Below are 21,613 nucleotides of genomic sequence, written 5' to 3' on the forward strand. Positions count from 1 at the left end.
AACCACCATTCCAATGCATACATCCATTCATTTACATCCCGACGTAGCAGCCGCATTAAGAGACGGAGAACCTGTAGTAGCGTTAGAAAGCACCATCATTGCACATGGAATGTCCTATCCGCAAAACACGCAAACAGCAAGGGCTGTAGAAGAAATTGTAAGGAGCAACGGAGCAGTACCAGCCACCATTGCCATCATCAAAGGAAAATGTACGGTAGGATTAACTGATGAAGAATTGGAATATTTTGGGCAAGCAAAAAATATACTCAAAGTGAGTTTGCGTGATATGCCTTATGTTATTAGCAATGGGTTATATGGAGCAACAACGGTTGCTGCCACCATGCGAATAGCAGCTATGGCGGGCATAAAAATATTTGTAACAGGAGGAATTGGAGGCGTGCATAGAGGAGCAGAAAATAGTATGGATATTTCAGCAGATTTAACAGAAATGGAACATACCAATGTGGCAGTAGTATCGGCAGGAGTAAAATCTATTTTAGATATTGGGCTTACACTAGAATATTTAGAAACAAAGGGTATACCTGTTGTAACCTTGGGGCAAGAAGCATTCCCCAGTTTTTATTCTCAAACCAGTGGGTTTAAAAGTCCACTCACTTTAGATAGCCCCGAAGCCATTGCTGCGATGCTTAAAGTGAAGTGGGATATGGGTTTGCAAGGATCGGTCTTAATTGCCAATCCAGTGCCAGCCAACCAAGAAATTCCATCGGATATTATGGAAGAACATATTGTGTTGGCATTAGATGCAGCACAAAGAGCAGGAGTAAATGGGAAAGATATCACCCCTTTTTTACTCAAATACATTGCAAACCATACCAATGGTGAAAGCTTAGAAGCCAATATATCATTGATTAAAAACAATGCAGCGGTAGGCGCAAAAATTGCAGTAGACTTATCGGCGATAACTGATTAAAAAAGGGCTGATGCTAGAATGATTCATCTTCTAGCGAATCAGTTTTCTTTTTTCGATATCATACCGTTGCGGTTGAGCCATCATTAGAAAAGGTTTCAACACGCGCCCCCATTGCTTTTTTTGTTCATCCCAGTTTTGTGCATCATACACCATTGCATAAGATTTACCCAAAACAGAAAACTGATTTCCTTCTACCACAATAGCAGTAGACTCATCAATGGCAATACCCAATAAATGCGGGTGTTGTTCTATCACAGGAATCAAATCGAATTGACGATTTCTAGCCAACACATGTTGATCTATGGCAGTGTTCTTAAATAAATTTAATGCAGCCGGAAAATCAAAGGGCTTAGTCAAATCTTTTCTAGCATCACCTCCCACTAGCAAGGTACCCATAATGGTAGCACCTGCGGAAGTACCCATGAATACACCACCCCTCATAAATAAATCTTGCATAGCAGCGTGTACCCTCGTACCCAAGAATGCATCTGCAATGCGGCTTTGATCGCCCCCAGAAAAATAAATACCCTTTGCATTTTTGATTGCATTAATAAATTCTGGCGCATCGGCAGCTTCTTTGTTACGCGCATGTACTGTAGTTAAATTAGTGAAGCCTTCTTTTTTAAACCTAGTTAAATGCGAACCCACCATAATAGCAGAGTCGTTGGTTGCCGTAGGGATTACCACCACCGACTGGTCTTTACCACCAATGGATTTCGCAAACAACTGATACATGGTATCGGGCATGGAGCCTCCGCCAACAATGATTAATTTACCCTTCGCAAGAGCGGCTATTTCAGTTTGTGCAATTGCTGATTGCGCAAATAGCATAACAGCAAGCACTAATATACTCGTCCAAAATTTTTTCATTTACAAAATTTTACTAGGTAGGCTTTGATGGTTATTTCGCAGGCGTTAAAATAATATTGCGATACTCAACCGGACCATGATCACCTTGTAACATAATAGGACCTGGTTCCCCTTCTTTGCTATTGAGTGCACCGCCTGTTATACCTGGAATAATTTGATCTACAATAATGGCTTTTCCATTGGCCACCACCGTTACCCTGCGACCCACTAAAGTGATATCATAGGTTTGCCATTCACCTGGGGCTTTAGCCACCATTTCATTGGGTGTGATGAACCCATAGATGCCACCAAATAAGGTAGAACTGGGCTCTTTACCCATATTGTCTTCTACTTGAATTTCGTAACGACCTCTTAAATACACGCCACTATTGCTTCCTGCAGGATACCTGAATTCAATATGTAATTTGAAATCTTCAAAAGATTGATCAGTAATAATATTGGCACCACTTTTTGGGCTGGTTAACACCCCATTGATATTTACCCACTGATTATTATTTCTATCAGCATGCCAACCTTCAATGCCTTTGCCATTTAATAAATTAATTGGCTTGCCCCATACAGGCGCTTTGTCTCTTTTTAATAAAGGGGCACGCTCACCAGTAAAGGAATGCACTTTGCCATAAGATTGCGTGATGGTTCCTTTTAATTGATCGTTTTCTAAAACTGCATCAAACTCCATATACTTATCTAAACGATCCCACTGAGAAGGAATGCTGAAATGAATTTTACCCTCTTTCACTTGCACATGACTAATGGGCCTGGCACTACCACCATCGGCAACAAAATAACCTACTAAAGTTTTTACTCCAGATAGTTTAACTTCTAACCAAGAAGGCGCAATGCGCCCATCCATATTCACTGTTAAATCCCAACGACCTATAATATCGTTATCGGCGGCAACTTTTTTGGCGGTAGCAGCATTTGAGCCCGAAGCAATCAGGGCAGTACTCGTAAAAAATGCAAGACCAAGTAACAAACAAGTTTTTTTCATATCGGCAAGCTTTACTTTTTAATAGTAAGCCTGAAGATAATTAAATATGTCCATTCTTAATCTCGTCTACCACACCCGGATCTAATAAGGTAGAAGTATCGCCTAGGTTTTCTGTTTCGCCTTCTGCAATCTTGCGCAAAATTCTACGCATGATTTTACCGCTACGTGTTTTAGGTAATCCATTGACGAATTGAATTTTATCGGGTTTGGCAATTGGTCCAATCATGCGAGTTACCGTTTGTAAAATGTCTTTACGCGTAAGCTCTTCGTCTCCATGGGTATTGCTATAAATAACATAGGCATAAATGCCTTGTCCTTTTACATCATGCGGATATCCTACCACCGCACTTTCAATTACACCCGCGTGCATATTGATGGCATTCTCTACTTCGGCAGTGCCAATACGATGTCCACTCACATTGAGTACATCATCTACTCTACCTGTGATGCGATAAAATCCATTCTCATCTTTTAATGCACCATCACCCGTAAAATATAAATTTTCGTAGGTAGCAAAATAATTGGTTCTACAACGTTCATGATCGCCATAAGTAGTGCGCAATAAAGAAGGCCAAGGAAACTTGATGCACAAATTGCCTTTGTAAATACCGTCTTCTGCTTCGGTAATTTCAACTCCTTTATCGTCTACTAAAATGGGTTGTATACCAGGCATAGGTAGTGTAGCCCAACCTGGTTTAGACGGAGTAATGCCCGCTAAGTTGCTAATTAAACAACCGCCTGTTTCTGTTTGCCACCAAGTATCTATGATGGGGCATTTTTTCTTGCCCACGTTTTCATTGTACCAATGCCAAGCTTCTTCATTAATGGGTTCACCTACGGTGCCCAATACTTTGAGTGAACTCAAATCTTTTCCCTGCAAGGGTCCTAGGCCATAGCTCATTAAAGAACGAATAGCAGTAGGGGCAGTATATAAAATATTGACTTTGTATTTGTCTACAATTTCCCAGAACCTACCAGCATCGGGCCAGGTAGGAACTCCTTCGAACATTAAAGAAGTAGCACCTGCGCTTAACGGACCGTACACAATATAAGAGTGCCCTGTAATCCACCCTATATCTGCTGTACAAAAATGTATTTGACCGGGTTGATAGTTAAAGATATTTACAAAGGTATAATTGGTGTACACCATATACCCCGCACATGCATGCACCACCCCTTTTGGTTTACCCGTACTACCCGAAGTGTATAAAATAAAGAGTGGGTCTTCTGCATCCATTTCAACCGCATCAATTTCACGAATACCCATTTCTTCCACATGACGCATTTCATCTTCCCACCAAACATCTCTTCCTTTTATCATAGAAATAGGGGTGCGTGTACGCGTATAAACAATTACTTTTCTAACGGTCCTATTGCCAATTAATGCATCGTCAATCACCGATTTCAACGGAATATCTTTTCCGCCACGGAAAGCACCATCACAAGTGATAATGAATTCGCTTTGCGCATCGTATAAACGATCGGCAATACTTTGTGCACTAAAGCCACCAAATATTACTGAGTGTATTGCGCCAATTCTAGCACAGGCTAAAATGGCAATGGCCAATTCAGGAATCATACCCATGTATACACAAACACGATCACCCTTTTGAACACCATTGTTTATTAGTACTTGCGCAAATTGACATACTCGTTTATGTAAAATATTATAAGTAAGAATGCGTTGTTTTTCGTTGGGATCATTCGACTCCCAAATAATGGCAGGTGTATTGCCACGTTCAGCTAAATGACGGTCTAAGCAGTTTTCAGTAATATTGAGTTTGCCTCCCTTAAACCATTCGTTCTTTGGTTCGGTAAAATTCCAGTCGAGTACTTTATCCCATTTTTTCTTCCAAACAAAGTTTTCTGCAACTGAAGCCCAGAAAGCTTCGGGGTTCTCTACACTCTCTTTGTACACTTGTTGGTACTCTTCAAAGGAATTGATTTGATAAGGATATGACATAGCAATTGTTTGAGAACACTAAAGTAGTTCTTTGCTTTTTTACGGCATATCAAATTATTGCTAAATTGATATATAAATGCTAAATGAATATAGATAAGTAGTAAATTAAGGGTATGAAACTGATTCATTGCCCCAAATGTAAAAGCGACGAATACGTAAAAAGTGGCGTCATTAAAGGAAGACAGCGATTCAAATGCACAGCTTGTGGTTATCATTTTACTGTTTTTAAAGAAGGTAAAAACATAGACCCATACTATGTGGTCAAGAGTTTACAACTTTATATTGAAGGAATTAGTTTTAGGGAAATAGAGCGAATTTTAGGGGTGAGCCATGTAAGTGTGATGAATTGGGTAAGACAGTATGGAATTCAACGACCAGAAAATTTAGAATACCACCCCACATATAAAGTGCTGAATCATGTAGAACTAAAGGATTTGATGGCTGATAGAGAGGCGCTAAAATCGGCAGGTTTTATGGTAACAGAGCTTGGAGATAAATTCATGGTAATAAGATGGGAACGATTTAGAAAAACATCGGTTTACTAACCCCATAATAGCTATATACTTACCAGATATATATATACCATTTGCAATCGCATTTGGCAATGCCCAATTTTAACTTATCAGCATTGCTAAAAAATCAAGATTGCTATGTCATTTAAACAACTTCTTCCGGCACTAGGGTTGCTATTAGTACAGCAGCTAGCACATGCCCAGGGTAGTGAAGCCTATGGTTCAGGATTAAAACTGAATCTTAACCCTGAGGGCAGCAAATACATTCGCTTCATTGTATGGAATCAAATTTGGGCAAGGTCTATCAACAACAATCCTGGCACACAAGTAAATGGCGAAAGCCGAAATAATACTTGGGATGTGGGCGCCCGACGTTTACGTATTTTAACCTATGCACAAATTACCCCTCGCTATTTAGTATTAGCGCATTTTGGTATCAACAACCAAACTTTTGCAACAGGCGGGGCTTCAGGAGCAGCAGGTACCGGCGCATATGGAGCTGGTAAAAAACCTGGTATATTTTTCCACGATGTTTGGAATGAATATGCATTGGTTCCATCTGTTAACCCTACTACCAAAAAAGCCAATAAATACAATGTGTATATAGGCGGCGGCTTACATTATTGGTGGGGCATTAGTAGAATGAGTAGTGCCAGCACATTAAATTTCTTGGCCATTGATGCACCGGTTATTAACTGGCCCTTGGTAGAATTGAGTGATCAATTTGTAAGACAGTTTGGATTTTATGCAAAAGGAAAATTGGGTAAACTTAATTATAGCATGAGCATCAACAAACCCTTTGCTACCAATATAAATCCAACTGTAGATGCCATTAAAGACAGAGTTGCTGTTGATAATAATGGAGATGCAAGAGCAGCCGTACAAGGCTATTTTGATTACCAGTTCTTAGACCAAGAATCGAACCTATTGCCTTTTAGAGTGGGTACTTATGTAGGCACTAAAAAAGTATTCAATATTGGTGCAGGATTTTATCACCAAGCAAAGGGCACCAGAAGTGTAAATAACAACGGAAGCATTGCACAACACGATATCAATTTATTTGGAATTGATGCATATGCCGATTTGCCCATTGGAGACAAAAAGAAAAATATGGCATTAACTGCCTACAGTGTTTTTTACAAATACAATTTTGGGCCCAACTATATCAGAACCGTAGGGATCATGAACCCAGCCAGCGGCTTTGATCCCGCCGTGGCGGCCAGCCAACGCAGTATTAATGGATTTGGGAACAATCGTTTTTTTGTAGGCACAGGAAATATCTGGTACACCCAAGCAGGATTATTATTACCTAAAACCAGTCAAACTAGTAAGGTAAGAATACAACCCTTTGCAGCGTACACTTATAAGAAATTTGATTACCTAGATCAAACAGGCAACTACTTTGATATTGGTGCTAATTTTTTCTTAGACGGTCACCATGCAAAAATTACTCCGCAGTATAGTACTAGACCATTGTATTACTTAAGAAACGGACAAAGACTAAGAGATGGATCCTTAGGAGAATTCATGCTACAATTACAAGTATATTTATAAAGCTCACCTGCTAAACAAACCATATGAACACCACTAAAAAAACATCACTCACCAGCGTCATTGGCGCATCCTCTGTAGGCACCATGATAGAATGGTACGACTTCTATATATTCGGAAGTTTGGCCACTGTTATTTCAACTAAATTTTTTCCGCAAGACAACCCCACTGCGGCATTCTTAAGCACATTGGCCACATTTGCCGCAGGCTTTGTGGTAAGACCATTTGGGGCATTATTTTTTGGAAGATTGGGCGATTTAATTGGACGAAAATACACGTTCATGGTAACCCTTTTATTAATGGGAGGTGCTACTTTTTTAATTGGATGTATTCCATCTTATGAAACCATTGGATTCATGGCACCAGTGCTCATACTCTTGCTAAGACTCTTACAGGGCTTGGCTTTGGGCGGAGAGTATGGAGGAGCAGCTACCTATGTTGCCGAACATTCACCCAATGGACAAAGAGGATTCATGACTGCATGGATTCAAACCACCGCAACGGTTGGATTATTTGTTTCATTGTTGGTAATTATGGGAACCCGTGCTGCATTATCTGCAGAAGACTTTGATGCATGGGGATGGAGAGTACCATTTTGGGTTTCTATTTTAATGGTATTGGTTTCTTATTTAATTAGAAAAAATATGGAAGAGTCTCCAGTGTTTGCAAAAGCAAAAGCATCTGGAAAAACATCTACCAATCCATTAAAAGAAAGCTTTGGTAAAAAACTCAATTTCAAATTTGTATTGTTGGCGTTGTTTGGAGCCGTAATGGGCCAAGGGGTTATCTGGTACACAGGACAATTCTATGCAATGAGTTTTATAGAAAAAACCATGAGTGTAGACAAAGAGCAAGTAGACAGTTTAATGTTTATTGCATTAATGTTAGGCACCCCATTCTTTTTGGTATTTGGATGGTTGAGCGATAAAATAGGACGAAAATGGATCATGATGGCAGGTATGCTTATTGCCATTGTATCGTACCGACCTATTTATGAAAAAATGTACCAAACAACCAATGTGGCCAACAAGGTAGAATTGAGTACTAGTAATAGCATGGTAAATAATGTGAACACCGTAACCACTACCTATACGGATAGTACAGTAAGAAAAGAAATACAAAAAACCAATGCAGAAACAGGTGCAATTACCACCACCATTAAAATGATTATTAATGATGATGACAAGCAACAATTAATGTGGTTGGTATTTGTACAAGTATTGTTTGTAACCATGGTGTATGGACCTATAGCAGCATTCTTAGTAGAAATGTTCCCAACTAAAATCAGGTATACTTCAATGAGCTTACCTTACCATATTGGTAATGGGGTATTTGGGGGATTGTTACCAGCTGTAGCTACTTACCTTGCTACCAATGCAAAGACCTCGGGTAAAGCAGATTGGTACTTAGAAGGATTGTGGTATCCAATAGGCGTAGCTGCTGTATGTTTGGTAATAGGGGTGATATACATTAACGGGAAAGACAAAGAAATTAACGATTAAACCAATTTTAAAAAATACTGTTATGAATATTATTAAGAAAGTACTCGGCATTGTTTGGTTGGCATTGGGATTGGCTGTAGCCTATTATGGATTGACCATTTTAGGACTTCCAAAACTAACCAGTGGCAAACAAGACGATTTAGTTTTTGGCATTATCATTTGTTTTATCTTATTACCCATTGTAGTTGGCGGATTACTGGTTTTTGGGAAATACGCTTTACAAGGAGAATACGATTTAATAGACGATAACCCGGAACATGCACATTTTAAAGAGTAATTAAGATTAAGCATATACCCCCAAGTGTAGCTGTTAGTAACACGAATCCCTTCATTTTTAATGAGGGGATTTTTTTATATTCATAGCATGATTGCCACCGAAGAGAAAAAACAACCTATCAAATTATTATTGATTGCACTATTAATGATGGTGGTGCTGAATTTTCCTTTATTATCAATAGCTAATAAACCCATATTAATTGTAGGCATACCGCTATTGTATTGGTATGTATTTATTTGGTGGGGAATCATTGTATTACTGGCAGGCATTATTGTACATCGCAAATACCCATTATGAGTACTACATTAATTATTATTTGCGGAATAGGATACTTGTTATTGTTGTTTGCCATTGCCTCTTATGCACAAAAAACGATTAACACAAGTAGGAACCTGGTCAATCATCCATTTATCTATGCGCTAAGCATGGGTGTTTATTGTACTGCATGGACGTATTATGGTAGTGTAGGAAGAGCAGCCAGTTCGGGAATTGACTTTATTACTATTTATTTAGGGCCAACCATTATGGCAGTATTGTTTTGGCCAGTGCTAAGAAAAATATTGACCATCAGCAAAAGCTTGCGCATCACTTCCATAGCCGATTTCATAAGCACACGTTACGGGAAAAACTTTTCGATTGGAATGGTGGTGACCTTATTTTGTGTATTTGGCGTAATACCCTATATAGCATTACAAATTAAAGCCATTGCCAGTAGTATATCGGTATTACAAACAGATAGCCCCAACAGTTTATCTACTATTTATATAGCAATATTTGCAACCATTATTTTATTTGTATTCACCATTTTATATGGTGCAAGAAGTGTAGATGCAGCAGAGAAACATCCAGGACTCATGACGGTAATGGCATTTGAGTCGTTGGTGAAATTGTTGGCATTTTTAATAGTGGGCGTGTACATTACCTATTTTTTATTTGATGGCATGGGCGATATTTTTACACGTATAGCATCATCGGAAAATAAACAGTTGTTTACTTTAAACAGCAAGAGTGGTTATTCAGGATGGATGAGCATGACGGTATTAAGTATGCTAGCAATTGTTTTTTTACCAAGGCAATTTCAGGTAAGCATTGTAGAAAATGTGCAAGAGCAACATTTAAAAATGGCCACTTGGTTATTTCCCTTGTATTTAATACTCATCAATATTTTTGTGTTGCCCATTGCCATGGGCGGATTATTGCTGCAAGGCAATACGGCCAATGCAGATTATTATGTGCTCTCTATTCCGTTAATGCAGCACCAAGATTGGTTGGCCATGACCACCTGGATAGGAGGCTTATCAGCCGCAACAGGAATGATCATTATTGAAACGATTGCACTGAGCATCATGATCAGCAATCACTTGGTAATACCACTGTTGTTGTGCAGCCAACAAAATCAAAACTGGAAACAGGTATCGTTACAAAGCAATATCTTAATCATTCGCAGGTTGAGCATTGGGGTTGTATTATTATTGGCATTATTGTATTATTTAAATTTAGGGCAAGGAGAAAGCCTGGTATCTATTGGATTAATTTCCTTTTGTGCAGTAGCACAATTTGCCCCAGCATTATTAGGAGGAATTTATTGGAAAGAGGGAAATAAGCGAGGGGCTATTTCAGGAATTATTATAGGATTTGTAATATGGTTTTTTACGTTAGTAGTTCCCGGAATGGTGAACAATGGATTTTTACCCACGGGAATTTTACAAGAAGGATTGTTTGGAATTCAGTGGCTACACCCCCAACATTTATTTGGCCTAGATCAATTTGATTCCATTAGTCATTCGGTATTTTGGAGTTTATTACTGAATATAATGGCTTATGTTTTTATATCGGTGTATACCCAACAAGAAGCCCAAGAACAATACCAAGCAGAAATTTTTACCAATATCAATAAGCATGGAGCAATACAAGAAAACGGATTGGTATGGAAGGGAACAGCCCAAATGCAGGATATCCGCAATCTCTTAAAAAGCTTTGTGGGAGCGGAAAGAGCAGAGACCCTATTAACCGCTTATGCGAATAGGCATAAAATTAATTTACAAGAAAAATTAGTAGCCGACCCACGCATCATCGGATTTACCGAAAGAATATTAGGCGGCGTAGTAGGGGTAGCATCAGCAAGAATATTATTACAAACTGTTGCCAAGGAAGAAGAAATAAGTATAGAAGAAGTCTTGACCATTTTGAATGAGAACCAACAAATGGTAGAGATGAACAAGGAGCTCAGAAAAAAATCGTTGGAGTTGTCAAAAGCTACCCAGCAATTGCAAAATATGAATACGCAGTTGTTGAGTATAGACGAACAAAAAAATGAATTCTTATATACCGTAACGCATGAATTGCGCACACCACTCACATCAATCAGGGCATTGAGCGAAATACTATTTGACAATCCAGATTTAGAAGCCGAGCAACAACATCAATACTTAGAAGCAATCATTAAAGAAACGGTACGATTGAGTAATTTAATTACCCAAGTATTGAACCTAGAAAATTTTGAAGCGGGGCGAAGAAAATTAACCATTACAGAAATAAATGCGGGCAAATTGTTGGATGATATGGCCGCTACCTTAAGTGGTATTATTCAAACTAAGTCGTTAAGATTAACCATTCAATTGTCACAGCGGCCCACCATGATACAGGCCGATGCCGACTTAATACAACAGGTATTTATGAATCTGTTGGGGAATGCAATCAAGTTTGCTTCCACAACTATTAATATCAGCATCACTAAAACGGCAACAGAGTATATTGTAGAAATAACCGACGATGGAAAAGGCATAGATGCAGGAATGGAAGAATTGATATTCGATAAATTTTTTCAGGCCAAGAACCAAACCCTAAAGAAGCCAGAAGGAACTGGATTGGGCTTGGCTATTTCTAAAAAAATCATTGAATTGCACGGGGGCACAATTTGGGTGAACAAAGGGTTTACAAAAGGTGCACAATTTGTATTTACTTTGCCTTATGAGCAAGAAAGTATTGGTGGTAGATGATGACCCATATATTTTAATGTCATTAGAGTTTCTGATGAAGAAAAGCGGCTATGGGGTAATGGTAGCACGCAATGGGCAAGAAGCCATGGAGTTGTTGAACCAATTGCCTGCATTGGTGATATTAGATATTATGATGCCCGATGTAGACGGATACGAAATTTGTAAACATATCAAATCAACCACTGCGCTGAACGAAACCAAAGTAGTTTTCTTAAGTGCTAAGTCTAGTGAAGCCGATATCAAAAAAGGATTGGCACTAGGCGCATCCTTATATATTACCAAACCTTTCAGCACTAGAGAACTGACCAAGCAAATCAAAACATTATTGGATTAATCAAAGCATAAACAAACAATCATATGAAACGCATTTTCTTGGTTTTACTAATGGGTTTAGGAACAATGTCACTAGTGGCACAAACAAATGAGAAATATGCCAAAGACGTAAGCAGCGTAGACAATATCATAGCAGCATTGTACAATGTCATTTGTGGCGCACCAGGCGAAGCCCGCGATTGGGAAAGATTTAAGTATTTGTTTGGAAAAGATGCCAAACTAATACCAACAGGAAAAAATCCAACCGGTGGGTATCAGTATAGAACCATGACCCCTGAAGAATATATTACCATGTTTAGCACGCGTATAAAAACAGGGTTCTTCGAAAAAGAATTGAAGAGAGAGACTGTTTCATTTGGTACGGTATACCATGCATTCAGTACTTATGAAACCAGAGAAACCGAAAACGGTCCTAGCACCAACAGAGGAATTAATAGTATTCAATTGTTTAAAGACCAGGACCGTTATTATATCGTAAATATATTTTGGTGTGCAGAGAGCATGGGCTTTACTTTACCAGCATCTGCATTAAAATAATTTAGTTTTTAATCATCGGTAATTTAATTACAGAAGGGAACTGCTTAGAGTGGTGAATTTTATTCTCTACTACAACACCCTTAGACTCATCATAATTATTACCACCAGTATTTAAGTTGCGATCGAATCTAGGGAAATTGCTACTAGATACTTCAATGCGAATTTTATGACCAGGCGCAAAATAGTTACTGGTAACCATTGGCGTTAAATCTACTTTGTACACTTTCCCTTTTTCCATGAATACTTCTTTATCGTAGCCCTCTCTGTAACGCAAGCGCTGAATGGTTTCATCTAAATTATACGCTTTGCCATCAGGGTGTACATCAATGAGTTTGATTGTCACATCAGTATCCAAACCAGTAGAAGAAACATAGAGGGTAGATTCTATGAACCCGGTCACTTCCACCCCATCCTTTAATTCTTCAGAAGTGTATACCAAGATATCGTTGCGGAGTTCCATTTGGGATTGATCAAAACTGCCGCCTTGCACAGCGTTTCCAGTACAGCAGACATTACCACCATAAGAACCCACTGGATTCATAGGATCATACGTAAAAGCATCTGGAATATCTTTTGCAGGAGGCATCATGGTTAAAGCGCCATCCCCATTGCGGGTATTGGCTTTGCCTGCACTAGCTAAATAAAAGGATTTCATTTCCGTATTCGGCAAAGGAAAACTTTCAGCTTGTTGCCATTTGTTGGCACCCATGGTATAATAACGCACACGAGGTTGAGTGGCTTTAAAATCATTTTGTTGACCCTTTAGCAACATATCGAACCAACCCCAGGTTAACTCATCATAATTCAAACGAGCATCACCCACACTGCGTTCACCCACGATGGTATTTTCGGTTGCGCGCTTATAAGAGCAATGCAAAACAGGTGCAATAACGAGGTACTGATTATCGGCCACCATTTTAGATTTAGCAGCATTGCGTGCATGATTAAATAAAGCAATATTAGGAGCAGAAGACACATCGTACCAACTCACAAACCAATAAGCAGGCACTTCTAAAGGCATATTGTCGTGATAGAGACCACCCTTGAACCAAGCGGGATCATTGGGTTTGCGCACAATCATTTTTTCATAAATACCTTCGGAACCTTGCACATTTTTAATGATGTCTTGAACAGGTAAATGTCTTAAACCTTGGGCCCAATCTACTCTTGGATATTCAGGACCCATATCATAAAATTTTTGCAAACGCTGCACATCTTTTTGCTGAATACCCAACGGTAATCTCGGAGCGAGTTTATCGTGTTGCGTGCCATATAACCAAGAAGTGAACAACATTTGTTGCGCACCACCACGGTACCAGTTGCCCTGCTCCATAAATTTACCTACTCTACCCACACCAGCACCAAAGCCTTGCGCCACCATTGCAGCTAGGGCAGGATGTCCTTGAGAAGCCACCGCCATTTGCCATTCGGCAGTAGAAGAACAACCAATCAACCCCACTTTACCATTGCTCCAAGATTGTTTACTCATCCACTCTAATGCATCGTAACCATCGGTAATAGGCGTACCTAGTATATCCCACTCGCCCTCAGAGAAAAAGCGACCACGTTCGTTTTGAACCACATAAACATAACCACGACTCACTGCTTCAAAAGCTGCTTGTAATGGACCGTTCACCATTTTTCCGTCAATCCAAGTATTGAAATTATACGGGGTACGAGAAAATACCACCGGGTATTTACCATTGCCCTTGGGGCGATAAATATCAGTAGCCAGGCGAATACCATCACGCATGGGCATCATTACTTTTTGATCAATCACCGCAATAGAATCGAGCTTGCGATAAATGGCCAACGTGTCTTGGGCTTGTAAATTGGTTGCACTGGCCGTGCATGCGAACAGGCCAATGGCGAGAAGTAGTTTTTTCATAATAAGAAATTAGTTGAGCAATTCGAACCAGTTTAAGTTACTGATTTTTTTAACAACAGCTTTGTCTTCGTTACTAAGATTATTTATAAAACTCTTATAAGCAGATAAACCTGAGCCTTGGGAAAATTCTTTGGAACAATATGAATTAAAAACATTGTAGGTAGAAGCTTTTGCAGAAGCCGCAACATTTTGTACGCAGTTGAAAACTTCGCTCCAATTGGCATTAGACTTTCCTCTTACTTCGTTGTAAATAGAACAGGAAACAGATTGAGCAGCAGTTAACATACGGTTTACTTCTTTATCCATAACCAGCGCATAAGCACGTTGACTATTCTCGAATTCTACTGCTTTAGATTTGTAAGTAGCTTTAGCAGTAACTAAATCGGTAGCACTTTTATCGGCACCCGCTTTAGCATCAGCAATGCTTTTGGTATAGTAAGGTTTAATGGTATTGAGTTCTGCTTCTTCTAGTTTGGGAAGATTAACAGTTAGGTCCCAAATTATTTTTTTAAGTAGTACATTTTTACTTTCTAAAGCAGTTACTTTATTCTTGGTAATTTGTTTGTTATTTAAAATATCTTTTTCAATAACTGCAATTTCTTTAGTAAGATCGGTTATTTGAATTTGGAGTACTTGCTTAACACTGTCTTTAATGCCAGGCTTCTTCAGCATTAAGTCTACTTTTATTTTTTCCGTTTTAAGCGTATTTAACTTAGGGTTAATGCCACTTAAATAGTTTTCAAGGTCTCTTTTTAGGGTAACTATTTCAACATCATTTGCCAATACCTGACTAGACTTGCTCTTTTTTTCTTCTTCTACTTTTTCTTTAACAGCCTGCTTAATAGAATCTGTTTTGTGGTCGTATTCATCTTGAAACCTTTGTGCATGATCTTTGAAAATAGCTACTTTATCTTCCGCAATTAATTGGGGTGAAACATAGGTTAGTAAGTTTTGCGCCCATTGGTTATTTTTATTCTTAGCTTCTTCAAAAACCCTGCTATCATAGTTTTTACTATGGGCAGTAATTTCGGTACACAGCTTTTGGTTAGCTAGTTCGGTATCAGTTATTTGCTTTTGCTTGGCAATAGCGGGGTTCTCCAATTTTTGATAGTTCTGAATTTGCACCCTCTTTAAAGCAATGCGTTCATTGTATTTTTGACGAGTAGCTTCTAACTCCGGAGTAGTAGCTGGAATAGCATATCCTTTTACATCACCCAAATGCTTTACAAAGTCTTCACCCTTTTTTTCAAACTCAGATTTATACTTTCCACACTGGCTACACTTAGCCCCTTTTTTCATGTCGTCAATAATGGCATCACGCTCTTTAATGAGCTGCTGCAATTCTGTATTAAGGGTTTGAAGTTTGGCCTTATATGCACTGTCTAAAGAAATTAACTGTTGTTTATACTGCGCAATTCTAATTTTATTTTGCTCTATTTGTTTGGCTTTGGCTTCTATAGAACTTACTTCGCCAGCACCAATTGTTTGTGCACTCAATTGGCTTGTTCCAAATAGAAATACAAAAAGCCCAGTAAATAACAAGGAATTCAAGTGCATGTAATTAAACATTTTAAATTAAGAAAACTAAGGCTTTCCAAAAGGATCGTCTTCGGCTTTGAGCAGGTCACGCAAATGCTCCAATGCTTTAATTATTTTATTTAAAGTGGTACTGTCTGCTTTTAGATAAATCATGTTAGCATAAGAAACACTTTTTGAATCAGTTACATTATAACCATTTGTTCCAGGCTTTACAGTTGATAAAATACAGATAGCCCCACTAAGTTTAATTTGGAGTTCATTTAAGGGACTTCCAGCAGCGTGTTGGTAATCTGCAATACCAGTTATAAGTCTAGGATTAAAATCATAAGTGTATTTAGTTTTATAATCGAAATAATACATAATACTTATTCCTTTAGCTGATTCCTTTACTTGTGCATCTACCACTTTACCAATATAGCCATTGGAATTGGTTAAAGCATGACCAATTGATTCCTTAATTTTTTTGTCGAGGTAAGAAATGGTTTCGCCCTTAGTTAATGTGGGTGTTTGAGCAATTCCATTGAGAGCAATGAATAGTGAAAACAAAAAGATATATAACTTTTTCATACAATGAATTAGATTTTATAAAATTAAGATACGGAAAATAAAACTAAATGTTCCAAGACTAGGAGCTAAATCATATCATCTTCATTAATTGAAAAGTCTTCCTTAAAATCTACTTTGCCTTTGCCTTCGAAAATGCCGATTTTTCTTTTGGGAGGTTTTGAGATTAACAAACTAATTTATTGGTTTATTATTTTTAGTCCTCTTTAATTTCTTTTTCATGCGTTTTCCCTACTATAGCGCCATGTTGAGTGGTATGTCGTAAATTCCGACAAGTTAGAATTTGCTCCAACTCTCTTCTTCAAGCCGAACATCAATTTTGATGTTGGCATCATTATTTTGGTATATGATTATTTCACTGTTCATATCAACAAATTTATTAACTATTAATGAGTGGACTAAATCAATTTATGTCCATAGCCAATTCAAATGCATAATCTTGATAACCTATCAATTCTCGGTTTGCTTCTAATTCTTTCCAAGCCTTTTCTAAATGACTCAAGTCTACTATGTCCCATGTAGACATGTTGGCAAATTTTACTTTGATATTTGAAAGTGTTTCTAATTCTTCATCGCTAAAAAGTGATTTGTCAAACTCAGCAGCTGAAATAAACACTTCTCTTGCTCCACCATTAGAGAGTTTTAAAAATTGCGAACTGATTAGCTGTTCGTTTTCTAAGTAAGCATAAATACTATCATAGTTAGCAGGTACTGGCCCGTATTGAATAGCACGATAGCTTAAACCACTTATGGAAGAACCATAATTTTTATAATGAGTAAAGTCGGTAAAGAAAAGCAGCTTATTAAGCTTCAGTTTATCATTAAAATCTGGTTTTGAATGCTGTATAAAAAAGGTGAAAAGATTTGCAATTTTAGAAGGTTCAGGCTTTTTATACCCTGTATAATTATTAGGTTTATTGTAGACATTTAAGGACTCACACAAATTATTGGCTTCATCTTCCGTGTGAATAAGATAGGTGACTTTTTCTTTTACTTTCCTAAATGCATTAATTGAAAATTGATCCTTAGACTTAACAAGAAAATTCATGAAAGTTTGAGGTTCTGAAGCAGCACTAATTAAATTACCGTAAGCGGGAGTAGGAATCTCTCCATTTTCATAATTACTATATCCGTTAGCACCTAAACCAAGTACCTCACTCATTTTTGATGCAGGTAAATCATATTTCGACCTTATACCTGCAATTTCTTCTGGAAAAGGAATATTATTTTTTTCCCTATATTGATTATGGGCCTGCATCAAACTGATAGTGTCTGCTTCTGTAGTGGTAAATTCCTCACTACATTTTTCGCATTTGAAAAAATGGGCTACTATCTTAAAAGATTCTTTACGATAGATTATTTCCCTTGCTTCTTTGTGAAGGTTAGCACTACCATCGCAATATGGACATTCGATTCTTTGTTTCATGTTCATTGGTTTTTTAGTGGGTAATTCATAGGAAATGACACTAAATAATGGAAAATATTTTAAATATTAAAATAATTTCAATTAAAAAGTGGATTTTTAATTAATTTTATAAAAATGAAAACGAAATATCCAACTCCTGCCAAAGCCATCCATCCTGGAGAGATTTTATTAGATGAACTGGAAGCTAGAGAAATTAGCTGGAAAGAATTTGCCATTAAATCAAAGATTCAACCAGACCAACTAAATGAGATCATAAAAGGGAAGCAAGGAATTACTGTAGAATATTCAATTCTAATTGGCAGAGCGCTGGAAATGGAACCAATCATTTGGCAAAACCTTCAAAAGCTGTATGAATTAGATCAGGACGAGATAATCCGAAGTTGGAAGTAAAATGGTATTTGAGTAGTGCCAAATAAATTTTTCCATCTGTGTCAGTTGTTCGGAAATTCCGAACAATTGAACTTTCATCTACACCCCATCCTCATACACCAGCTGACATTCCATATTGGCGGTAAAATAAACTGTGGTGATAGGACCACAACGATTGAGCGGAATCCGAACATGCATTTCAGAAAAGCCTGGGGGCATGGGGTGACCTAATTTTGAAAGATGGTTCTGATGTTCTTCCTCACCCGGAAACTGATAATATTGAGGAGATATTAAAAACATCACCACATCAATTAACTGCAGATTGAATTTCTTTTCACGCAATACGCATAAGCGAGGCAAGCGATCATTTTCAATTTCAGGATCAATGGGACTGGTTTCAGGAGATACCAAGAGTGGAATATTAAAATCGATGGCAATCTGTTTTAACTGTTCAATTAAAGAAAAAGGAATGGCTCCATAATTATCCAAATCAGGAGCAGGATTTTACTTTTTAAGGGTAATGTTTAAGAATAGGTTGAGCAAATACGCCGTTTTACCCGACTCAGAAGCAGCACTCAAGAGGTACAAGTGTTGCGGCCTAAATCCATTAATGGCCCTATCCAAATACTAAAAACCAGAAGGCACCCCCACTGCAGGTTCTTGAAAATGTAGAATACTGATTAAACGATCTAACTCGGCGTCTAAAATATTTTTGAGTGTTTGCATGGTATGTATTTGAAGGAATTAATTATCATTGTAACAAATTATAAAAAAAGTTAGCGAAGAGAAAAGTTGTGTATAAATAAAAAAATGGGTTATGTCTGGTATTTGGATATTTATTTGGATCGGGTGTTTGATACGATTGGCTGACTATATTTTTTCCAAAGAGCCAGTTAAGGATGAAAGAAAATCTAGCATTCCACAACCAACTGCCTTTTTAGATAAACGCCCTATATTAAAATGTTACCATTTACTAAATCTTGAATCTGGCTCAACTTTTACTTTAGACGATGTATACAAAGCCTACTATAAACGTCTACAAGAAATGTCGGAACAGAGAGAAAAAGGTATTGCACCAAAATACGAACTGAAAGAATACCAGAGCGCCAAAATAGTAATGACGGATTTTTATAAATATGGTGCGTTTAGGAATTAGCTCTAATTAATATTTAACTGCTAGTTGTTCTTTAAAATATTCTGCAGTTTCTTTATCAACACAATATATATAACAGCCTTTCATTCCTCTAGTCATTAAAGTTCTATAAGTATTTTTAATAATTAAGTCTAAGGTATTAGCTGCTTCAGTTGGATTTTCTTTAAGCATTTTTTTATACCCTTTAACAGAATTATCAGAGCTTGCTCTTTTTGAAGCATCAGTAATTACCTGACCATTTCTAACAATTAAATCTTCTCCGATAATTACTCCAATATAATCAACTTCTAAACCTTGACATGTATGTATACAGCCAATTTGATTTACTGATTCTGGACTTATAATCCATTTGCTGCCCTCCTCAGTTAAATTCCATTTCATTCTAAAGTCATATTCAGGAAACTCAATGTCATAAGCATTAGGATTATTTTTACTCGGCCATTTCCAACAGTATCCAGCAACTATACGAGAGCGATTATTTACTTTATTTTTTTCGGTAATGATTGCCCTTAATTCAGTTGGAGTATCAATGACTTTAAAATTATAATCAATTTCTTCAAATAAATTATTAGCAGTCTCTTTTATTTGAAGTGTATGATCTAACCAAGAAAGATAACCATCAGAACCATTACATCTGAATTGAGAGCTTAATGCTAATTCAGTAACTTCTGCGCCAGCCTTATATGCCCATTTTTCAATTTCTTCTTGGCGGCCAATATCTTTTAATGTTACTCTTTGATCTTCATCTATAAAGAAGACAGCAAATTTAGTAGCGTCAATAATTTCTTTTATTTGATTCTCCCCTAAATTACCAAACAATCCACTGAATTTATTTAATCGATGAGCTTCATCAATAATTAATGCATCAAATTCACTATTTTTTGTGCCTATGAAAGCTCCCGAACCACCAAAAAAATTTCTAATTTCTGCACCTGTTGCGTTCCCTTTCAACTTTGATTCATATACTGCCCTTGGGGCAGCGTTCTTTGAAACATATTTAGACAATAATCCCTTTTGTGTCAAAGCAACTAATAAATTAATTGCAACTACAGATTTACCTGTGCCTGGACCACCTTGTACAATCAATACTTGCTTTTTATGAGCACTTGCTTTGCATGCTAATGCCATTGCATTTTCATAAACTACTTTTTGATCATCAATCATCACAAACTCTTGATTCCCCTTAAGCATCTTGCTCACACTATCTGCCAATAATTTGGAAGGGCGTATTCTTCCATTTTCAATTCGATATAGAATATTCGACTTATCTCCATATCGAATATTTTTCTTTATAAATTCGGAAAGCTTATGTGCATCACTTTTCAAAAACACAGGTGCCTTAGAAATATAATCGGCATAAAACTCATTTTTAATCACATTGTCCTCAACATAATTATGTAAATAAGCACATGGATGAAGACTTATATTTTCTGTATAAACTACCTCATTAAACCCTTGTAACAAAGTAGCATATGACCAAGCCTGATAAGATGGATGAGTGTGTTCACCTATTCTTCCACCAACATATGTTTCTACAATTGAATCTTTGTTGGTGAGATTTGCTTCTGACCACTGCTTCAATTCAATAAGCATAACTGAATCTTTATTGTCAGGGTCCTGTCCAGAAATAATAAAGTCAATCCTTTTACCTGTTTGAGGTATCTGATATTCAATAGCTATGCCACAATCAGAGGGTATTTGTTCATCACGCATAATCCTTTCCATAAAGCCTAAGGAATTTGCCCAAGATTTTATTTCAGACGCGCCTGCTCCTCTATTCAACTTTCTCCTAACATTATTCAATACAATATTTTCAATATCATTAGAGAAGACATCAGAAATAAACTGAGTTTTATTAGCTTGATAAACAATCATAGTTCATTATATTTTTTTGCAGAACCTTTTGATTTATCAACAGGATATTTTTCAGCGTTGGTTGCTATTTTTTCTTTTATAATTTCTGTTAAATCAAATCCATAATGGTGTGATAGCAATAAACCATATGCAAAAATATCAGCCAATTCCTCCTTCACTTTTTCTCTACTTGCTTCATCAGAATTTTTCCAAAGAAATACTTCAAGTAATTCTCCAGCTTCTATATTTAAAGCTATGGCTAAGTCTTTGGGATTATGAAACTGCTCCCAATCTCTTTCATTTCGAAAGGCTACAAGCATTTTGGTTAATTCTTCAATTTCAGACATATGCTTA

At 37.3% G+C, this 21,613-nt stretch carries 21 protein-coding genes; 11 read left to right on the forward strand and 10 right to left on the reverse strand.

Translation table 11 applies throughout. The features are described 5' to 3' along the window. Positions 1-13: 13 nt before the first annotated feature. On the forward strand, positions 14-931 hold the full coding sequence (locus tag Q8S25_RS12125; protein ID WP_305538106.1) for a pseudouridine-5'-phosphate glycosidase: 918 nt from the start codon (positions 14-16) through the stop codon (positions 929-931). A 30-nt stretch (positions 932-961) separates the two neighbouring features. Here the strand turns inward: Q8S25_RS12125 and Q8S25_RS12130 are convergent, their stop codons facing one another. Genes Q8S25_RS12130 through acs form a run of 3 tightly spaced genes read right to left on the reverse strand, consistent with a single transcriptional unit; the run spans position 962 to position 4,755 of the window. Then, positions 962-1,801: a cyanophycinase gene (locus Q8S25_RS12130; RefSeq protein WP_305538108.1), complete on the reverse strand. Its 840-nt coding sequence runs from the start codon at positions 1,799-1,801 to the stop codon at positions 962-964. A 31-nt stretch (positions 1,802-1,832) separates the two neighbouring features. Beyond that, positions 1,833-2,792 carry a DUF1080 domain-containing protein gene (locus tag Q8S25_RS12135; protein ID WP_305538109.1) on the reverse strand — a complete coding sequence of 320 codons (960 nt, stop codon included), beginning with the start codon at positions 2,790-2,792 and terminating at the stop codon, positions 1,833-1,835. A 40-nt stretch (positions 2,793-2,832) separates the two neighbouring features. Then, positions 2,833-4,755, reverse strand: a complete 1,923-nt coding sequence (gene acs, locus Q8S25_RS12140; protein WP_305538110.1) for an acetate--CoA ligase — start codon at positions 4,753-4,755, stop codon at positions 2,833-2,835. A gap of 113 nt (positions 4,756-4,868) precedes the next feature. On the opposite strand from acs, the gene Q8S25_RS12145 reads away from it, so the two are divergent. The 8 genes from Q8S25_RS12145 to Q8S25_RS12180 all read left to right on the forward strand — a co-directional run bounded on the left by Q8S25_RS12145 (position 4,869) and on the right by Q8S25_RS12180 (position 12,466). Then, a complete protein-coding gene (locus Q8S25_RS12145) occupies positions 4,869-5,300 on the forward strand; it encodes an IS1 family transposase (protein WP_305538112.1) in 432 nt (143 codons plus the stop codon). Positions 5,301-5,405: 105 nt separating this feature from the next. Beyond that, entirely contained in the window at positions 5,406-6,821 is a 1,416-nt protein-coding gene (locus Q8S25_RS12150) for a hypothetical protein (protein WP_305538114.1), read from the forward strand. 23 nt (positions 6,822-6,844) lie between these two features. Beyond that, positions 6,845-8,320 (forward strand): MFS transporter, encoded by a 1,476-nt coding sequence (locus Q8S25_RS12155; RefSeq protein ID WP_305538116.1) that lies wholly within the window; start codon positions 6,845-6,847, stop codon positions 8,318-8,320. A gap of 22 nt (positions 8,321-8,342) precedes the next feature. Continuing rightward, the gene (locus Q8S25_RS12160; protein WP_305538117.1) at positions 8,343-8,597 is read left to right on the forward strand and encodes a DUF6814 family protein; all 255 of its coding nucleotides are present in this window, start codon (positions 8,343-8,345) and stop codon (positions 8,595-8,597) included. Between the two features lie 87 nt (positions 8,598-8,684). Further along, positions 8,685-8,894 carry a hypothetical protein gene (locus Q8S25_RS12165; RefSeq protein ID WP_305538118.1) on the forward strand — a complete coding sequence of 70 codons (210 nt, stop codon included), beginning with the start codon at positions 8,685-8,687 and terminating at the stop codon, positions 8,892-8,894. Further along, positions 8,891-11,596 carry a sensor histidine kinase gene (locus tag Q8S25_RS12170; RefSeq protein WP_305538119.1) on the forward strand — a complete coding sequence of 902 codons (2,706 nt, stop codon included), beginning with the start codon at positions 8,891-8,893 and terminating at the stop codon, positions 11,594-11,596. Before Q8S25_RS12165 ends, Q8S25_RS12170 begins: the two co-directional genes overlap by 4 nt. Then, a complete protein-coding gene (locus Q8S25_RS12175; RefSeq protein WP_305538120.1) occupies positions 11,568-11,930 on the forward strand; it encodes a response regulator transcription factor in 363 nt (120 codons plus the stop codon). Before Q8S25_RS12170 ends, Q8S25_RS12175 begins: the two co-directional genes overlap by 29 nt. 23 nt (positions 11,931-11,953) lie before the next feature. Continuing rightward, a complete protein-coding gene (locus tag Q8S25_RS12180; protein WP_305538121.1) occupies positions 11,954-12,466 on the forward strand; it encodes a hypothetical protein in 513 nt (170 codons plus the stop codon). A 1-nt stretch (position 12,467) separates the two neighbouring features. Here the strand turns inward: Q8S25_RS12180 and Q8S25_RS12185 are convergent, their stop codons facing one another. The 4 genes from Q8S25_RS12185 to Q8S25_RS12200 all read right to left on the reverse strand — a co-directional run bounded on the left by Q8S25_RS12185 (position 12,468) and on the right by Q8S25_RS12200 (position 17,883). Continuing rightward, a complete protein-coding gene (locus Q8S25_RS12185) occupies positions 12,468-14,354 on the reverse strand; it encodes a CocE/NonD family hydrolase (protein WP_305538122.1) in 1,887 nt (628 codons plus the stop codon). A 9-nt stretch (positions 14,355-14,363) separates the two neighbouring features. Next, the gene (locus Q8S25_RS12190; RefSeq protein WP_305538124.1) at positions 14,364-15,911 is read right to left on the reverse strand and encodes a hypothetical protein; all 1,548 of its coding nucleotides are present in this window, start codon (positions 15,909-15,911) and stop codon (positions 14,364-14,366) included. A gap of 27 nt (positions 15,912-15,938) precedes the next feature. Further along, positions 15,939-16,460: a hypothetical protein gene (locus Q8S25_RS12195; RefSeq protein ID WP_305538126.1), complete on the reverse strand. Its 522-nt coding sequence runs from the start codon at positions 16,458-16,460 to the stop codon at positions 15,939-15,941. Positions 16,461-16,860: 400 nt separating this feature from the next. Then, a complete protein-coding gene (locus Q8S25_RS12200; RefSeq protein WP_305538128.1) occupies positions 16,861-17,883 on the reverse strand; it encodes a type II TA system antitoxin MqsA family protein in 1,023 nt (340 codons plus the stop codon). Between the two features lie 114 nt (positions 17,884-17,997). Here Q8S25_RS12200 and Q8S25_RS12205 point away from each other — a divergent pair, with 114 nt between their 5' ends. Then, a complete protein-coding gene (locus Q8S25_RS12205) occupies positions 17,998-18,273 on the forward strand; it encodes a HigA family addiction module antitoxin (RefSeq protein WP_305538130.1) in 276 nt (91 codons plus the stop codon). A gap of 78 nt (positions 18,274-18,351) precedes the next feature. Here Q8S25_RS12205 and Q8S25_RS12210 read toward each other — a convergent pair whose 3' ends face one another. Continuing rightward, on the reverse strand, positions 18,352-18,741 hold the full coding sequence (locus Q8S25_RS12210) for a DnaB-like helicase C-terminal domain-containing protein (RefSeq protein WP_305538132.1): 390 nt from the start codon (positions 18,739-18,741) through the stop codon (positions 18,352-18,354). 328 nt (positions 18,742-19,069) lie between these two features. On the opposite strand from Q8S25_RS12210, the gene Q8S25_RS12215 reads away from it, so the two are divergent. Beyond that, positions 19,070-19,408: a hypothetical protein gene (locus tag Q8S25_RS12215; RefSeq protein ID WP_305538134.1), complete on the forward strand. Its 339-nt coding sequence runs from the start codon at positions 19,070-19,072 to the stop codon at positions 19,406-19,408. A gap of 6 nt (positions 19,409-19,414) precedes the next feature. Here Q8S25_RS12215 and Q8S25_RS12220 read toward each other — a convergent pair whose 3' ends face one another. Further along, on the reverse strand, positions 19,415-21,280 hold the full coding sequence (locus tag Q8S25_RS12220; RefSeq protein WP_305538136.1) for a DUF2075 domain-containing protein: 1,866 nt from the start codon (positions 21,278-21,280) through the stop codon (positions 19,415-19,417). Continuing rightward, a complete protein-coding gene (locus tag Q8S25_RS12225; protein WP_305538138.1) occupies positions 21,277-21,606 on the reverse strand; it encodes a nucleotide pyrophosphohydrolase in 330 nt (109 codons plus the stop codon). The genes Q8S25_RS12220 and Q8S25_RS12225 overlap by 4 nt, the downstream gene beginning before the upstream one ends. Between the last annotated feature and the right edge of the window lie 7 nt (positions 21,607-21,613).

Source organism: Sediminibacterium sp. (assembly GCF_030695065.1).
Taxonomy (GTDB): domain Bacteria; phylum Bacteroidota; class Bacteroidia; order Chitinophagales; family Chitinophagaceae; genus Sediminibacterium.

Excerpts from the sequence above, each read along its gene's own strand:
- Q8S25_RS12125 (WP_305538106.1), top strand. The coding sequence starts at position 14 with ATGCATACATCCATTCATTTACATCCCGACGTAGCAGCCGCATTAAGA.
- Q8S25_RS12130 (WP_305538108.1), bottom strand. The coding sequence starts at position 1,801 with ATGAAAAAATTTTGGACGAGTATATTAGTGCTTGCTGTTATGCTATTT.
- Q8S25_RS12135 (WP_305538109.1), bottom strand. The coding sequence starts at position 2,792 with ATGAAAAAAACTTGTTTGTTACTTGGTCTTGCATTTTTTACGAGTACT.
- acs (WP_305538110.1), bottom strand. The coding sequence starts at position 4,755 with ATGTCATATCCTTATCAAATCAATTCCTTTGAAGAGTACCAACAAGTG.
- Q8S25_RS12145 (WP_305538112.1), top strand. The coding sequence starts at position 4,869 with ATGAAACTGATTCATTGCCCCAAATGTAAAAGCGACGAATACGTAAAA.
- Q8S25_RS12150 (WP_305538114.1), top strand. The coding sequence starts at position 5,406 with ATGTCATTTAAACAACTTCTTCCGGCACTAGGGTTGCTATTAGTACAG.
- Q8S25_RS12155 (WP_305538116.1), top strand. The coding sequence starts at position 6,845 with ATGAACACCACTAAAAAAACATCACTCACCAGCGTCATTGGCGCATCC.
- Q8S25_RS12160 (WP_305538117.1), top strand. The coding sequence starts at position 8,343 with ATGAATATTATTAAGAAAGTACTCGGCATTGTTTGGTTGGCATTGGGA.
- Q8S25_RS12165 (WP_305538118.1), top strand. The coding sequence starts at position 8,685 with ATGATTGCCACCGAAGAGAAAAAACAACCTATCAAATTATTATTGATT.
- Q8S25_RS12170 (WP_305538119.1), top strand. The coding sequence starts at position 8,891 with ATGAGTACTACATTAATTATTATTTGCGGAATAGGATACTTGTTATTG.
- Q8S25_RS12175 (WP_305538120.1), top strand. The coding sequence starts at position 11,568 with ATGAGCAAGAAAGTATTGGTGGTAGATGATGACCCATATATTTTAATG.
- Q8S25_RS12180 (WP_305538121.1), top strand. The coding sequence starts at position 11,954 with ATGAAACGCATTTTCTTGGTTTTACTAATGGGTTTAGGAACAATGTCA.
- Q8S25_RS12185 (WP_305538122.1), bottom strand. The coding sequence starts at position 14,354 with ATGAAAAAACTACTTCTCGCCATTGGCCTGTTCGCATGCACGGCCAGT.
- Q8S25_RS12190 (WP_305538124.1), bottom strand. The coding sequence starts at position 15,911 with ATGCACTTGAATTCCTTGTTATTTACTGGGCTTTTTGTATTTCTATTT.
- Q8S25_RS12195 (WP_305538126.1), bottom strand. The coding sequence starts at position 16,460 with ATGAAAAAGTTATATATCTTTTTGTTTTCACTATTCATTGCTCTCAAT.
- Q8S25_RS12200 (WP_305538128.1), bottom strand. The coding sequence starts at position 17,883 with ATGAAACAAAGAATCGAATGTCCATATTGCGATGGTAGTGCTAACCTT.
- Q8S25_RS12205 (WP_305538130.1), top strand. The coding sequence starts at position 17,998 with ATGAAAACGAAATATCCAACTCCTGCCAAAGCCATCCATCCTGGAGAG.
- Q8S25_RS12215 (WP_305538134.1), top strand. The coding sequence starts at position 19,070 with ATGTCTGGTATTTGGATATTTATTTGGATCGGGTGTTTGATACGATTG.
- Q8S25_RS12220 (WP_305538136.1), bottom strand. The coding sequence starts at position 21,280 with ATGATTGTTTATCAAGCTAATAAAACTCAGTTTATTTCTGATGTCTTC.
- Q8S25_RS12225 (WP_305538138.1), bottom strand. The coding sequence starts at position 21,606 with ATGTCTGAAATTGAAGAATTAACCAAAATGCTTGTAGCCTTTCGAAAT.